Annotated in this window: 15 protein-coding genes; 3 read left to right on the top strand and 12 right to left on the bottom strand. The window is 35.8% G+C overall.

Features of this window, described 5'->3' with window-relative positions; all coding sequences use genetic code 11:
- Positions 1-11: 11 nt before the first annotated feature.
- From ACS8MM_RS14035 to ACS8MM_RS14025, 3 genes are all read right to left on the bottom strand, one after another.
- Positions 12-419, bottom strand: coding sequence for a hypothetical protein (locus tag ACS8MM_RS14035; RefSeq protein WP_379718008.1), 408 nt, complete (start codon positions 417-419; stop codon positions 12-14).
- Positions 420-478: 59 nt separating this feature from the next.
- Positions 479-1,498 (bottom strand): phenylalanine--tRNA ligase subunit alpha, encoded by a 1,020-nt coding sequence (gene pheS / locus ACS8MM_RS14030; RefSeq protein WP_264544151.1) that lies wholly within the window; start codon positions 1,496-1,498, stop codon positions 479-481.
- Between the two features lie 95 nt (positions 1,499-1,593).
- Positions 1,594-1,950 (bottom strand): hypothetical protein, encoded by a 357-nt coding sequence (locus ACS8MM_RS14025; protein ID WP_379718006.1) that lies wholly within the window; start codon positions 1,948-1,950, stop codon positions 1,594-1,596.
- 131 nt (positions 1,951-2,081) lie between these two features.
- Here ACS8MM_RS14025 and ACS8MM_RS14020 point away from each other — a divergent pair, with 131 nt between their 5' ends.
- Positions 2,082-2,639, top strand: a complete 558-nt coding sequence (locus tag ACS8MM_RS14020; protein ID WP_379718004.1) for a CvpA family protein — start codon at positions 2,082-2,084, stop codon at positions 2,637-2,639.
- Positions 2,640-2,674: 35 nt separating this feature from the next.
- Here the strand turns inward: ACS8MM_RS14020 and ACS8MM_RS14015 are convergent, their stop codons facing one another.
- From ACS8MM_RS14015 to ACS8MM_RS13980, 8 genes are all read right to left on the bottom strand, one after another.
- Positions 2,675-3,418, bottom strand: coding sequence for a tetratricopeptide repeat protein (locus tag ACS8MM_RS14015; protein ID WP_379718002.1), 744 nt, complete (start codon positions 3,416-3,418; stop codon positions 2,675-2,677).
- A gap of 68 nt (positions 3,419-3,486) precedes the next feature.
- Positions 3,487-5,256: a BatD family protein gene (locus ACS8MM_RS14010; protein ID WP_379718000.1), complete on the bottom strand. Its 1,770-nt coding sequence runs from the start codon at positions 5,254-5,256 to the stop codon at positions 3,487-3,489.
- Positions 5,257-5,272: 16 nt separating this feature from the next.
- Complete coding sequence (locus ACS8MM_RS14005; RefSeq protein ID WP_379717998.1) at positions 5,273-6,007, bottom strand: tetratricopeptide repeat protein; 735 nt, start codon at positions 6,005-6,007, stop codon at positions 5,273-5,275.
- A 1-nt stretch (position 6,008) separates the two neighbouring features.
- Entirely contained in the window at positions 6,009-7,055 is a 1,047-nt protein-coding gene (locus tag ACS8MM_RS14000) for a VWA domain-containing protein (protein ID WP_379717996.1), read from the bottom strand.
- A 6-nt stretch (positions 7,056-7,061) separates the two neighbouring features.
- Positions 7,062-8,063 carry a vWA domain-containing protein gene (locus ACS8MM_RS13995; RefSeq protein ID WP_379717994.1) on the bottom strand — a complete coding sequence of 334 codons (1,002 nt, stop codon included), beginning with the start codon at positions 8,061-8,063 and terminating at the stop codon, positions 7,062-7,064.
- A complete protein-coding gene (locus tag ACS8MM_RS13990) occupies positions 8,060-9,715 on the bottom strand; it encodes a BatD family protein (protein WP_379717992.1) in 1,656 nt (551 codons plus the stop codon). The genes ACS8MM_RS13995 and ACS8MM_RS13990 overlap by 4 nt, the downstream gene beginning before the upstream one ends.
- A gap of 5 nt (positions 9,716-9,720) precedes the next feature.
- Entirely contained in the window at positions 9,721-10,587 is an 867-nt protein-coding gene (locus tag ACS8MM_RS13985) for a DUF58 domain-containing protein (protein WP_379717990.1), read from the bottom strand.
- A 63-nt stretch (positions 10,588-10,650) separates the two neighbouring features.
- The gene (locus ACS8MM_RS13980) at positions 10,651-11,655 is read right to left on the bottom strand and encodes an AAA family ATPase (RefSeq protein WP_379717988.1); all 1,005 of its coding nucleotides are present in this window, start codon (positions 11,653-11,655) and stop codon (positions 10,651-10,653) included.
- Positions 11,656-11,827: 172 nt separating this feature from the next.
- Here ACS8MM_RS13980 and ACS8MM_RS13975 point away from each other — a divergent pair, with 172 nt between their 5' ends.
- A complete protein-coding gene (locus tag ACS8MM_RS13975) occupies positions 11,828-12,697 on the top strand; it encodes an aldo/keto reductase (RefSeq protein ID WP_379717986.1) in 870 nt (289 codons plus the stop codon).
- A 64-nt stretch (positions 12,698-12,761) separates the two neighbouring features.
- Here the strand turns inward: ACS8MM_RS13975 and ACS8MM_RS13970 are convergent, their stop codons facing one another.
- Positions 12,762-13,571, bottom strand: coding sequence for a DUF4382 domain-containing protein (locus ACS8MM_RS13970; protein ID WP_379717984.1), 810 nt, complete (start codon positions 13,569-13,571; stop codon positions 12,762-12,764).
- A gap of 72 nt (positions 13,572-13,643) precedes the next feature.
- Between ACS8MM_RS13970 and ACS8MM_RS13965 the strand changes: the two genes are divergently transcribed.
- Positions 13,644-14,777 carry an ATP-binding protein gene (locus ACS8MM_RS13965; protein WP_379717982.1) on the top strand — a complete coding sequence of 378 codons (1,134 nt, stop codon included), beginning with the start codon at positions 13,644-13,646 and terminating at the stop codon, positions 14,775-14,777.

Genomic DNA, 14,777 nt, shown 5'->3' with positions numbered 1-14,777 from the left:
AGAGTCTTTTTTTATTTCACCACTACCCCATTCACCCATAAATGCGGCACTTCTTCAGTTGCGCGTTCATTAATAGTATTTTTACGGAAGGTAAATTTCTTATCATACAAAGTGTTCCCTATGAAATAGGTTACCATAAACTCATTATTAAGCGCTAAAACGCTATTTTCAATCAATTCTACCTTAACAGCAGACACTGTTGGCACTTTTACAAAAGCGTGTCTTAAAAGCGATGTTTTGCGCATTTCACCATCTATGGTTCCGAACGCTTTGGAAACGACCATGACGCTGTCCAAATCAAAATCGGAATCATTGACTAAATACACATACCAGACTTTGTCCATAAAATCATCACTCCATTCCTGAACTGCGGCTAAGAACACATTTTCAACTTTCGGGATTTCTATGTCTTTTTTCATATTATTTGAAGAAAAAACCCTTTCGAGAGTACTTCTGAAAGGGTTTGTATTTAATTTCGTTATATACTCGATTTAAACTGCTCTAAGAAACGCACATCATTTTCATAGAACATACGGATATCACTGATTTGATATAAAAGCATCGCCATACGCTCGATACCCATACCGAAAGCAAAACCGTTGTATTCGTCAGGGTTGATATCACAATTTTTCAATACGTTTGGATCTACCATACCACAGCCCATGATTTCCAACCATCCTGTACCTTTGGTAATACGATAGTCGGTTTCGGTTTTTAATCCCCAATAAATATCAACCTCAGCACTTGGCTCTGTGAACGGGAAATACGACGGGCGCAATCTGATTTTTGACTTACCAAACATTTCTTTTGTAAAATACAAAAGCGTTTGCTTCAAGTCGGCGAATGAAACATCCTTGTCAATATACAAACCTTCTACTTGATGGAAAATACAGTGTGATCGTGATGACACCGCTTCATTACGAAATACTCTTCCCGGAGAAATCGTACGGATTGGCGGTTTGTTATTTTCCATATATCGTACCTGTACTGATGAAGTATGCGTACGCAACAAGATATCCGGGTTCGTCTGAATAAAAAAAGTATCCTGCATATCTCTTGCCGGATGGTATTCCGGTAAGTTCAATGCGGTGAAGTTATGCCAATCGTCTTCAATTTCTGGTCCTTCAGAAACGTTAAATCCAATGTTCGAAAAAATATCAATAACCTGATTTTTTACCAAAGATATTGGATGGCGTGAACCAATTTTGAACGGTTCAGCCGGACGCGACAAATCTCCGTAAATTCCTTTTACTTCTTCTTTACTTTCCAATTCATCCTGAATCGCTTTCACTTTCTCTTCAGCAATGGTTTTCAGTAAATTGATTACCTGACCAAATTCTTTTTTCTGATCGTTAGGTACATTCTTGAATTCTGCAAAAATATCCTTTACTAAACCTTTGCTTCCAAGGAATTTGATTCGGAATTCTTCCAGTTTCTCTTTATTTTGGGTTGTAAAAGCTTTCGCTTCTTCAATGTATTCTTTAATCTTATCTGTCATGGGTCTTTTCAATAAGGATGCAAAGTTACTATTTTTTGGTAATTGATAAACAGTTAAAGGCTAATGAATATGCTCATTTCTTTTTCTGAGCCGTATTATTCTATAAATCCGTTTTCAAGAAAATAATTCACAATCGCTTCTTTCATCAAAACCGACTGTTCTCCTGCTTTAAGTGGTGGTAATTCAGCCTTAACAATGTAATGAGGCCAACCCTCATTGTCGAAATACTCAAACTCGTAATAGCCGTAAGGCTCCAACAAACGACATATTGCAATATGCATTAAATTGATTTTCTCGTCTTTTTTATATATTGTATTGAATTTACCCAGTTCCTGAACACCGATTAAATAAATAATAGCATCCAAATCCAAATCTTCCCCTTGTGAAAACTGATCTGAAAGTTTTTGCACCAGGAAATCCCAGCGTTCTTTGAGTTGTATATCGCGTGACATTGATTTTTATATGAGTTATGCGTTATGACTTAGAAGATCATAATCACAAAATTAGTCTGCAAAGATAGCATTGAAAATCTTTTCTATTGATTCTTTGAAGGAATTTCTTAATTTTGAGAAAAAGAGACAAAATGGGAGTTTTAGATATCGTAGTGGCTGTAGCATTAGTAGCTGGATTTTACAAAGGTTATAAAGAAGGATTATTTGTGGAATTAGCTTCGTTAGTAGCTTTTTTTATCGGGATTTTCATTGCCGTAAAATTCTCATATATCGTTCAAAATTTTCTAGGCGAAAGCGAATCTTGGTCGCCAAAAACGATTCAAGTCGTAGCTTTTATAATCACACTTTTGATTGTAGTGGTAAGCATCCATTTATTAGCCAAAACACTATCTGGTATAGCTAATTTTGCCTTTTTAGGATGGGCCAATTCGTTACTAGGAGGCGTATTTGGCGCCTTAAAAACCGCTCTTTTCTTTGGAATACTTTTACTTCTGTTTCAGAAAGTCAACACGAATTTCATCAAAGTCGATGAAAATCTACAAGAGAAAACAGTATTGGTTGGACCGTGTATGAAAACAGCCGAAATTGCTCTTCCGATATTAGGCGACTGGTTTAGCGAGGTAAAGGAAGAAGTTTTGGAATATGATAAAGCTGAAGACGCTGAATTTTCAAAGGATACTGTACAATAATAACATCACCAAAGCTTTTTCGGAATCAAAAAAAGCTATTTCAATTCTTTAATAGCCGATTTTGCTATCCAACCTTCTTTCTGATCAGACAGTTGAATTTTTCGATAGTTACCAATGTTTTCCAAAATATAGACTTTGGTACCTTCATGAAGAATAAAAGCCTTCTGAGCTGCGGCATTGGGTTCGCTTTTAACAATTACTTCCTTTTCAAAAACAATTGCCGGTCTTTCATTGTCCAATTTGTGTTTTTCCGAAAACCCGGAAATCAAACTTATGGCTACCATAAAAAAAGAAAAAAGCATTGCAAAAAAGAAAATTCGTTTGGTTTTAGTTTCACTAGCCAAATAATAACCTGCAAATGTCAAAAAGACAAAAAAGGACATGATTACAGCTATCCAAGCCCAAGTATCGAAATGCAGTCCAGAGGTAAAATCCAAAATAATTTTGGCAAAACCGACCTTAGGTGTTTCGGTAATTTCATCAATAGTCATTCCTTGAGCAAAACGGAGGTTATTTTCAATTTCAGCATCACCCGGGTTAAGCATTAAAGCTTTTTCATAATTATAAATGGCTGGGGCTACTTTTTTTAATTTATAATAGCAATTCCCTAAATTAAAATAAAGCTCTGCCGATTCTTTTTGAGTCTGAAGAATTCCTTCATATGTTGAAGCTGCTTCCACATACTTCGACTGTTGATACAAACTGTTCGCTGCATCAAATGCCTCCTGAGCCCAAAAAGATTGAGTAAGCAATAAAAATAGGTAGACTAAATTTTTCATTTCATCTTGTTGTATCTAAACACTTGTTTTATGCCTCGTGTTCGGTAATAATAAAATAGTTGTCAAAATCAAACCATCTGTTTCTCCAAATCAGATATTATACTCACCGCTAAATTGTAATCATTTTGAATACTCATACTGGTTGATGGAGCATAACGAGCAAAGTCACAACTTTCAGTCAGTGCAATGAATTGATCAACCGTTTCTGGATTTGCTTTCTTGAGTAATAATAATTCTCTTATCTTATCTTTACTCATTTCCGATGTTTCAATATTAAGCTTTGCTTTTAGAAAATTGTGCATTGCTTTTTCCAAAGCCACATAAAAAGGTGTTTTATTATCCAAGTGTTTTTGCGCCTCGGACAAATATTTCTTGGCTAACTTATTCGAGAGTCTAATTCGATTTCCTTGAACATCCAAATTACTTGCATCTTGTCTTCTGCGATAGACTACAAGCAAAGGAATCAATAAAAATGGAACAACCAATAAGCCGTAAAACAATCCTGATCCCAAGAAAAACTCTTTATCTTGCGATTTCAGTTCCGTTTTAGTTTTTATAAAACCGAAAGCAGCATTGGCCTTTACTTTCTTTTTATTTTCATTGACTACAACTGTATTTGCTGTAGTTCCATTCCCTTTCTCAACTTCCAAAAGAATCGGATTGGACGTGATTCTTTTGTATTGATTTGCTTTGGGATCAAAATAAGAAAAAGACACCGGTTCGATAGGATACTTCCCTGCATTTTGCGGTATTATAGTGTAATTATCAGAGATATCACCTGACATTCCCGAAGTTAATACCTTCACATTTTCTTTATGATCCGGATCATACATTTCAAGAGAAGCCTGTTCGACAGGTTTGGGTAATGTGAATAATTTTAAGTTCCCTTTTCCAGAAACTTGAATTTTCAAATCCAATGATTCACCGGTTTTTAATTTGGTTCTGCTTGGCACTACCTTTAAATCAAAAGATCCCACAGCACCAGTAAAATCTTCAGGTTTTCCATTTTCTGGCAACGTCTTTACATTAATTATTTTAGTACCTGTAGAAATTTTTCGCACCAAGGTTTTTGAAACCGGATCACCAAACACGTCGTATCCAGCCAACACATTTAACTCAACTTCAAGAACGATTGGATCGATGGCTATTTTTCCAGATTTCTGAGGATAAAGCACCACATTTTGTAAATCAAGACATCTAAATTCCTGTCCTTTATAAGTCACCACTTTTGGCGTTGGCGAGGTTTGATTGATTTGACTCCAAAAGTTCTCATATTTTGGAGGATTGCTTATTAATCCGTAATTCGTTAATCCAGCCTGGAGTCCAACTAACAATTTATAATTAATTGTAATTTGTTCATTTAAGTAAGGATTCGGATTAGAAACATCAGCAATTATAAAAATCTGTTCATTTTTTTGTTGACGTGTTTGCTTTTGCTGATTAGTATAGCCCGGATCATACGGATCATCTATTTGTACTGCATTACCAACTGTTATTTTTAACGCATTACTTTTGTAAATTTTCCCATTAATTTCAATAGTAGCTGGTTTTATCTGTAACACACCTTTTTTAACGGGCTGCAAAATAAAAGAATACGTTTTCTGAAAGGAGCGTCGATTATTAGAAATTACTGAGCTTATGGTTTGATTTGGTCCAGATAACACTTCAAACCCTTCAAATGAAGGCGGATCTAGGTTATCACCGTCATCGTTCATGATAAAACTAACCTGGATGCGTTCGTTGATCCCGATTTTATCACTGCTTACCCGCGCCACAAATTGCACTTGAGCGGCTAATCTGAAACTTAATAGTAATAGTATAAAAAGTATTCGCTTCATTTATTATTCTTTCCTTTTACCAATCTTTTCCGTTATCGATCGGATTTCCTTGTATTTTTCTTTCGTTAACCTTTTCCTGAACTTTCTTTTCATCGTTATTCACAGCTTCCAACAGGTTCTGTAAACGATCTTTCGGTATGTTTTTAGGTTTAGGCTGCGGATTATTTTGATTTTGATTATCCGGCTTATTTTGTTTGCTATTGCTTTGATTCTTAGCGTTTTGTTCGCTTTTTTCCTTTTGATTCTGTTCTTTATTCTTATCCTTGTTCTTCTCTTTATTAGAATCGCCTTTTTCCTCCTTTTTATCATCACCTTTTGGCGGATTCTCTTTCAGCATTTTCTTTGCCAATGCATAATTGTAACGAGTTTCTTCATCGGAAGGATTATTTCGCAGCGCATTTTTATATGCTTCTACAGCTTTGTCATATTCCTTTTCTTTCATAAAAACGTTACCTATGTTGTGATAAGCTCTATGTTTTTGTTGCTTATCTACGGCTGTTTCTATTGCTTTTGCAAAGGCAGTTTTTGCTTCAACGGGTTGATTTTGTCTATAAATCGCATTCCCTAAATTGTAACTTGCCGCTGCTTTTTTGGGATGCTTACCTTTTGACACTCTATAATTTGCTTCTGCATCGGCATATTCTTTTTTAGCAAATTGCGAATTTCCTTCAGGTAAATCAAAATCTTTTTTCTCTTGATTAAAACCACTGATTGAAAGCAACAAAAATACTATTTTAAAAATGCTTTTCATGCTACTTCTCTTTCTTCTCGTTAAACAAATCTAATTTCTGCACCCATTTCGTTTTTCGTTCTAACAAAAAAACATCAAGTAACAATACGAAAAACACAACCCCTATAAACCATTGGTATTGCGATTGAAAATCGGCCATTGCAACCGCTTCAAACTCTGATTTTTGACTTGCATTTATTTTTTTCAGAATAAAATTCACCACTTGCTTCGTGCTGGTTCCATCTGCATAATATCCTTTAGATGCATCAGCAATAGCTTGTAATGCCTCAGGACGAAGCTTTGTAATTACTTTATCTCCGGTAGCTTTGTCGATATGATAACTTTCAAGCACGCCATTATTCTTAATTGGAATTGGTCCACCCGAAGTTGTCCCCACTCCGACAGTAATTATCTGAATTCCTTTGTTGGCAGCAGATCCGGCAGCAGATTCGGCCTCTTCCGAATGATCTTCACCGTCTGTCACCATAATCAGCAGTTTTTTGGATTTCTCTCTGCCTTCAAAATATGTTTCTGAAAGTTGAATTGCTTCATTCAAATTACTACCTTGAGAAGATATCATCCCAGGATTCATCGTTTGCAGATACATTTTGGCAATATTGTAATCCGTTGTAATAGGCAAAACTGGAAATGCACTTCCGGAATAAGCTATAATACCAATTCTATCGCTTTTTAAATTCCCAATAACCTGTGAAACAATCTGTTTACTTTTTTCCAAGCGATTGGGGGCAATGTCTTCCGCCAGCATACTTTTAGAAACATCAATCGCAAAAACGATATCAATCCCTTTACTTTTCACTTTTTCGGTCTTTGTTCCAATTTTAGGGTTAACCAATCCGAAAATCAACATAATCATACCAAAGAGAAAAAGCACAAACTTCACTATTGGTTTTACATTGGATTTTTCAGGACTTAGTTTTTTTACCAAATCAGAATCCCCAAACTCGGTTTGTTTTTTTTGTTTCCAGAATTGCATCCATACAAAAAGAATTACCAAGAAAGGCAACAATAGTAATAAATACAAGTATTTTGATTCGTCTAATTCGTACATTTCAACTTAAATAAAACTTCTGAAAATCGTATTTCTCAACACCATTTCAATCAATAACAACAAACCTGCCAACCCCGCAAAAATTCTGAATTTTTCGTCGTAATTAACATACTTTAACTCTTCTATTTTTGTGGTCTCCAATTTATTAATTTCTTTATAAATCCCTTCCAAAGCTGCCTTATCAATAGCTCTAAAATATCGTCCTCCCGTCTTTTGGGCAATTTCCTTTAATAATTTTTCATCGATTTCTACAGGTTGCATTCTAAACAAAGGTTGTCCATTCGGTGGAAAAAAATAAGGAAAAAGAGCATTTCCATTAGTTCCTATTCCAATGGTATACACTTTAATGCCTAAATCAGCTGCAATTTCCGAAGCCATCACAGGCTCTAAGAAACCCGAATTGTTAACACCGTCGGTCATTAAGATGATAACTTTGCTTTTGGCTTTACTGTCTTTTAGTCTATTGACCGCTGTAGCCAACCCCATTCCGATAGCAGTCCCATCCTGTATCACTCGGTCGTATTGAATAGTATTAACAGCATTCAACACTACAGCTTTATCTATGGTAACCGGTACTTTCGTATAGGCTTCAGCTGCATAAACTACCACCCCGATTCTATCATTGACACGTTCAATGATAAACTTTGAGGCAACATTTTTTAATGCTTCCAACCTATTTGGTTCTAAATCTCTTGCCAACATACTACTTGAAACATCGGTTGCAATCACTATATCAATACCGTTGGCGTCATTGTTTTTATTACTCAGATCAATAGTTCGAGGTCGCGCCAAAGCTACTATTAACGCGCTCAATGCCAAAATTCGCAACACGAATAAAACCGGTTGAAGCTTAGGCAATACTGATGCTGATGACTTGAAACCTTTCAAGGAACTTACTTTTAGGGTCGGTTTTTCTTCATTACGCTTGACAAAATACCAAACTACTGCTAAAGGCAATAGCAGAAACAACCAAAAAAACTCAGGATTTAGAAATGTAATTTTGATCATTGCTTAACTATTTTTAGTTCGACAGAATTCAACATACGGTCCGCAATTTTCTGACCATAAGCATCGCCATCTTTATGTACAATCATAACTTGCTGCAAGCCGCCAGACTGACTGAAAAGAATAACCTCGTAATATAACTGTTCTCCATCAACAGTCATGGTTCCATAACCTTTAATTCCATTCACTCCTTTTTCGGTACTAAATGCTTCCTGTTTGACCATCAAATTTTGAACACCTTGGCTTTCTATCATTTTTACCGTAGCATCCAAAGCAGCATTCAAATCGATTTCATTATCTTGTTTGAACATTCCGCTGTGATAAATTCCGCCGGCTTCAGCTTCTTTTTGAGGCTTAAATCCTGTTGTGGAAACCATAATATAAAAATGGTCTGTGATAGCACCAAAACTAAACATTTGAATTTCTTTAACTAGCGCCAGCGCATTCTTAGGAATGACCCTTTTGGGCTCCAAACGCTTTAATACCTTGGGTGTTTCAATTACAATTGAAGGATTTCCGTACTCAGAAGCAATCCAATCTGTTTCCCACAATTCCTCAGCTGAATATCCACTAAACCCATTTTTCACATAATCGACTCCTTTGGTAATTGTAATAAAAGTAAGAACCAACAGTAGAACCAGCCCCGTAATACCACTTAAAGCAATAATTGTTTTTTTCTGCTTTTGTTTCTTCAAAAACTCTTGTTGTTCTTTTTGCCAACTCAAACTAGTATCATCAACAACAACAGGTATTGCTTCATGTAATGAAAGTATACTATTCTTAATTTTATCGGTATCTTCTGAAATTTCCTCTTGTTGGGGTTTGGATTTGGCGAATTTTACCAAATCGGCTTGATTTAAAACCTTTTCCAATCCCTCCAGGCTCCCTTTAGCCAACTTCATTTTCTTTTTGCTTACAGCTATCCTAAGTGAGGTAATCAATTCGGAGGTTGTACTTTCTTTTGCCGGAATTTCTATTGCTTTTTCAATATACTCTCTTGCAATATCCGTCATTTCGGAATAATATTCTTTAACCTGACCCTTTTCCAGCAACTTTTTCTTTTCCAACAATTCCAATAGTACAGACGCCTTTTCTACAGGAGAATTATAAACCTCTTCCTCCTCCGAAGTTCTATTCTGGTGCTTTTTAAAAAAATAGTAAGCCAGATAACCCAAAACTGAAACACATAGAACACCTAAAAGATATTTCCACCAATCACCAAACGGCCTTTCTGCCTCCATTATGGGTTTGATATCGTACATTTTTTGTTTCAATGTATCAACCTTCACATCGAAGACCTGTATTTTTATACTATCCGACAAAACGGTCTTTTTATTGATTAAAACCGGAATTCTTGGAATAGTGTATTTTCCTGTGTCGAACTGAGTTAAACCGTATTTTTTAATCCATTGGTATTTTGTATCCTCTTTTATTGTATCTATCGGATACGATTCAATCACTTCTAGTCCGCCATAAAATTTTTCTTGAGGAAAAAAGATCTTAGTAGATGAATTTCCCTTCACAGTAAGAGTCAATGTAAACTGAGCACCAATCTTATTTTTTGTGGTATCGATTTTGGTTTCCAACGATTGTGAATAGGCCAAAGTCTGGCACAACACAACAAACAGAAAACTGTATTTTATTAGCACTTTCATTAATCTCATCTTGATTTAAAATACCCTAGTAACTTTGTTACATAACTTTCGTCTACTCTTGTATTAACCGTTCCAGCTCCACATTTTGAAAATACTTCCTTAAAGTAAGCGGCTTTGTTGTTGTAATATTTTTCAAACTCCAAACGTACCTTAGCAGAACCTGTATTCACCCATTGTGTTTGTCCAGTTTCAGCATCCTGCATGGCCACCAATCCGATATCGATCATTTTTTCTTCACGAACATCATAGACTCTGACTCCCGTGATATCATGTTTTTTACTCGCGATCTTTAAGTTTTTTTCATAATCATCATCAGCGATAAAATCAGAAATCATAAATACGATTGCCTTTTTCTTTTGAGTTGCTGATAAGAACTGAATCGCCTGTGATATATTCGTTTTATTACTTTTGGGCGTAAACTCTATTAGTTCCCGGATTATACGCAATACATGCGGCTTCCCTTTTTTGGGTGGAATATACAATTCAATTTCATCTGAAAACAGGATCAATCCTATTTTGTCATTATTTTGAGTAGCAGAAAATGCTAATGTGGCCGCAATTTCTGTTACTATTTCACTTTTGAGTTGATTTTTAGTACCAAAACTTTCCGAACCCGAAACATCTACCATAAGCATCATGGTCAATTCCCGTTCTTCTTCAAAGATTTTTACGTAAGGTTCGTTGTAGCGAGCGGTAACATTCCAATCGATATTTCGTACATCATCACCGTATTGGTACTGTCGTACTTCCGAAAAAGTCATTCCGCGTCCTTTAAAAGACGTATGGTATTCTCCCGAGAAGATATGATCACTCAATCTTCGAGTCTTGATTTCAATTTTGCGGACTTTTTTTAGTAACTCTTTGGTATCCATTTTTACGGGCAATAGTAATAGACAAAACTATAATTTGCAGCTATTCTGTTTTGACTGATTACTTTATGGCACTTCTATTTCGTTAACGATCTTATTGATAATTTCGACTGAAGTAATATTTTCAGCTTCTGCTTCGTAAGTAATTCCGATACGGTGACGCAATACATCATGAACAACCGCACGAACATCTTCCGGAATAACATAACCACGGCGTTTAATAAACGCATAGCATTTTGCTGCCATTGCCAGATTGATACTTCCACGAGGTGATGCACCAAAACTGATTAAAGGCTTTAACGATTCTAAACGGTATTTTTCAGGGTAACGCGTTGCAAAAACGATATCCAGAATGTATTTTTCAATTTTTTCATCCATATAGACTTCGCCAACTGCTTGCTGAGCACGAAGAATTTGCTCTATGGAAACTACCGGATTGACTTTTTCAATATTCCCACTTAAGTTTTGTCGAATCACTAAACGTTCGTCTTCCATCTTAGGATAATCAATTACCGTTTTGAGCATAAAACGATCCACTTGCGCTTCAGGTAATGGATATGTTCCTTCTTGTTCGACCGGATTTTGCGTTGCCAATACCAAGAAAGGCTTTTCTAATTTGAAAGTTGAGTCTCCGATAGTCACTTGTTTTTCCTGCATAGCTTCTAATAGTGCCGATTGCACTTTAGCAGGAGCACGGTTAATTTCATCTGCTAAAACGAAATTTGCAAAAACAGGTCCTTTTTTTATAGTGAATTCATTCTGTTTGACATTATAAATCATAGTTCCGACCACATCAGCAGGAAGTAAATCGGGAGTAAACTGAATACGACTAAAACTTCCGTGAACAGCTTGTGACAATGTATTGATAGCTAAAGTTTTTGCCAATCCCGGTACACCTTCCAGTAAAATGTGCCCTTGTCCCAAAAGTCCAATCAATAAACGTTCAATCATGTGCTTTTGACCCACGATTACTTTGTTCATTTCCATAGTAAGCAAATCAATAAAAGCACTTTCACGCTCTATTTTTTCGTTAATGGCTCTTATATCTAAAGTCGTTGAATTTTCTTCCATCGTCATTTTTTTAAGGTCGTGAAATTAACATTTCAATTAATACTACGCAAATTGAAAATTAAATTACATTGATGCTGTTAATAATGCGTTAAATCTTAAAGAAATAGCTTATTTTTAGGCTTTGTTTAGGATTACCTTCGACAAATTTTAAGAACTACTAATTCAATTGACTTTGAAACCAAAATTATCCCAAATAATAGCCGGCACCATGACTTGGGGAAGCTGGGGAAAAAATCTTGACACAAAAGGAATGATTTCAATCATGGAAAGTTGTTTACTGCATCAAATTTCCACATTTGATCATGCCGATATTTATGGTGGACATACCACGGAAGAATCATTCGGTAAGGCATTCGCAGAAAGTGGTCTCGAACGAGATACTATTCAAATTATTTCAAAATGTGGTATTAAATATCCTTCTGAAAAGAGAGATTATGGCATCAAACACTACGATTACTCTAAAGACTATATTCTTTGGAGTGTTGACCAATCGTTACAAAATTTAAAAACAGATTATCTCGACGTTTTATTATTACACAGACCTAGTCCACTCATGAATACTGATGAAATAGCTGAAGCGGTTGACAAATTAAAATTTCAAGGCAAAATAAGAAGTTTTGGGGTTTCCAATTTCACCTCATCACAAACCGAACTCATTCAACAAAAAATAAAGATCGATTATAATCAAATTCAATTTTCAGCAACTCATCATGAAGCAATGACCAATGGTGATTTGGACTTTATGCAAGTACATGAAATTACACCCATGTCTTGGAATCCGCTGGGAAATGTATTTCGAGAAAAAAATGAGCAAACTGAACGGTTACAAGAACTTTTAAAGCAATTGAGTCAAAAATACCAAACCACAACAGATACCATTTTACTTGCCTGGATTTTACAACATCCTAGTGGTATTTTACCAGTAATCGGAACCACTACACCCGCGCGTCTAAAAAACGCATCCGAAGCCTGCACTTTGCAATTGAATTTGGAAGATTGGTTTGCCGTATGGACCGAAAGCATGGGTAACAAAGTCCCTTAAAATAAAAAGCACCAGCCCGAATGAGAGAAAGGCTGGTGCTTAGAACTAACTAAAATCAAGATTTTTATATACTCAGCGCACCGATATTGGTAACCTGACCGTTTACAACAACCACGTTATCAACTACTAGTGGCGCAAGACCCGAAGTAGGATCCGGTGTTAGTGTAACACTATATGTACCTGCTGGAACACCATTTATTTGGAATTTTCCTTCAGCGTCTGCAAATGCAGAAACAGCTACTCCATTCACCAGAACGGATGCCAATACTTGAACTCCCGCAGGTGTTGTGGTTACAGTACCTGCAATGCTTCCGGAATTCACAACCGAAGAAACTCTGATTACAGGATTCAAATTAAAATTACCAGAACTTCCTGCTTCCACTACAATAGACTTATCCACATCAAAATCCAACAAGAAATCATAAGTAAACCCTGGTTCCAACGTTTGATTCACCAAAAGTTTCAATCCCGATTGTTGTGCACTTGGTGTTTTTAAAGGATACGTTACGCCATCCTTTACCACTGTATTTTCGTCACCTAAAATCAATCGAATTTGTCCTAATTTCCCTGAAGGAATAACAGCTCCATCTGCTAATAAAGCATTTACGCCACCTGTCAAGTCTAACAAATTATAAACTTGCGGTGTTGCAGTTCCAATACTTATCCATCCACTGTCATCGGTCCCTGCGTCGGATTTTATCATAACGTCTAAGACTTCAACATTAACGGCTTCATAATCGCCTGGGGCGTCGGTCATTCTAACATTTACTTTTGATGTTTTTTCAGTATCATCGTTATCACTACAACTTACTACGGAAAACGTTGCAAAGACAATTAAAAGTAGGCCTAAAAATTTCAAATTATTGATTCTCATAGCTTGGGTTTTTGAATTAATAATATTGAATTAACGCTAAAAAATGTATTTTAGTATATCTATTCCCGGATAATGATTAATAAGAGACTACTTATCAAGAACTTATTGGCTCACAATGATGAGAATAGTTTTTATGATAAAAAACGACAATTGAATCTGCATACAAGAGAAGGAAAAGGCAAATTTTTGAAGCATATCTGCGCGTTATCCAATTCCAATCCAAACAATAATTCATATATCGTTGTTGGTGTTGAAGATGAGAGCAATGAAATTGTGGGCGACGATTTTTTTGACGACAGCCGTATCCAGAACCTCGTCAATGCCTTTTTAGAAAATCCTCCCAAAATACAGTATGAAAACGTTCCATTTCCGCATTTACCAAAAGACAAGGTAATCGGATTAGTTACGATCAAACCCAATCATAAAACTTCTTATTTCAAAAAAGGGATCCACACTATAGTAGCAAATACCACATTTGTAAGGATTGGCAGCAACACTATTCCAACGGAAGATAAGATTCCTTATTCCAAACAAAACATAGAAACGGTTATCAGTATCGAAAACAATTCCAGAAACAGCATTGCCCATACACTTGATGGTGTGCTGGATTTTATGAATGTGCGACATAAAGATATGGACACCAAACACAAAGTCTTTAAAGAACTTTTTGTGGTTTGCTGGGCAGGAAACAAAAAAAAGATACGGGACATCACTTATTTTTCCAGAGTTGACATTGAACTAATAAACGAACAAATAAAACTTTTTTATTCGGCACAAGACGAAGTAACTATAGAATACACTGACAGTACTTTTGTCATAACTGAATATATTCCGTTAGGATTAAATGACAAAACCAGTTATTATCCTTTGGAAAAAATGACCATTACTTTTTTTGACAACGGCTATTACAAAATGGAAACCCAAATGCTCTTTGAGCCGCCAGTGTTTAATAAAAAAGTACTACATCATATTTACAATTCGAACAAGGCTTTATTGGAAAAAATGGAAAAAGGATTGATTTTAAGCGAGAGAGAGGAAAAAGATCTTGAAAACTTACCCTCTACTTTTATGCTTTGCTATTTAAATGGATTTGAAGACGCAAAACAGCGATTGATTGATGCGAAATCGCTTCTCAAACCCTATCCAAACATTTATATAAGTTTCAAGGAAGCATTACGGGTTCTTCGAAAAATGAAATACGATTAA

It is taken from the genome of Flavobacterium sp. MAHUQ-57 (assembly GCF_051908335.1).
Lineage (GTDB): Bacteria > Bacteroidota > Bacteroidia > Flavobacteriales > Flavobacteriaceae > Flavobacterium.
This window is presented reverse-complemented; position numbering and strand designations above follow the sequence as displayed.

Coding starts and splice junctions, on each gene's coding strand:
- ACS8MM_RS13995 (WP_379717994.1), bottom strand. CDS start 8,063: ATGATCAAAATTACATTTCTAAATCCTGAGTTTTTTTGGTTGTTTCTG.
- ACS8MM_RS13965 (WP_379717982.1), top strand. CDS start 13,644: ATGATTAATAAGAGACTACTTATCAAGAACTTATTGGCTCACAATGAT.
- ACS8MM_RS13980 (WP_379717988.1), bottom strand. CDS start 11,655: ATGGAAGAAAATTCAACGACTTTAGATATAAGAGCCATTAACGAAAAA.
- ACS8MM_RS14015 (WP_379718002.1), bottom strand. CDS start 3,418: ATGAAAAATTTAGTCTACCTATTTTTATTGCTTACTCAATCTTTTTGG.
- ACS8MM_RS14005 (WP_379717998.1), bottom strand. CDS start 6,007: ATGAAAAGCATTTTTAAAATAGTATTTTTGTTGCTTTCAATCAGTGGT.
- ACS8MM_RS13990 (WP_379717992.1), bottom strand. CDS start 9,715: ATGAAAGTGCTAATAAAATACAGTTTTCTGTTTGTTGTGTTGTGCCAG.
- ACS8MM_RS14025 (WP_379718006.1), bottom strand. CDS start 1,950: ATGTCACGCGATATACAACTCAAAGAACGCTGGGATTTCCTGGTGCAA.
- ACS8MM_RS14035 (WP_379718008.1), bottom strand. CDS start 419: ATGAAAAAAGACATAGAAATCCCGAAAGTTGAAAATGTGTTCTTAGCC.
- ACS8MM_RS14000 (WP_379717996.1), bottom strand. CDS start 7,055: ATGTACGAATTAGACGAATCAAAATACTTGTATTTATTACTATTGTTG.
- pheS (WP_264544151.1), bottom strand. CDS start 1,498: ATGACAGATAAGATTAAAGAATACATTGAAGAAGCGAAAGCTTTTACA.
- ACS8MM_RS13985 (WP_379717990.1), bottom strand. CDS start 10,587: ATGGATACCAAAGAGTTACTAAAAAAAGTCCGCAAAATTGAAATCAAG.
- ACS8MM_RS14010 (WP_379718000.1), bottom strand. CDS start 5,256: ATGAAGCGAATACTTTTTATACTATTACTATTAAGTTTCAGATTAGCC.
- ACS8MM_RS13970 (WP_379717984.1), bottom strand. CDS start 13,571: ATGAGAATCAATAATTTGAAATTTTTAGGCCTACTTTTAATTGTCTTT.
- ACS8MM_RS14020 (WP_379718004.1), top strand. CDS start 2,082: ATGGGAGTTTTAGATATCGTAGTGGCTGTAGCATTAGTAGCTGGATTT.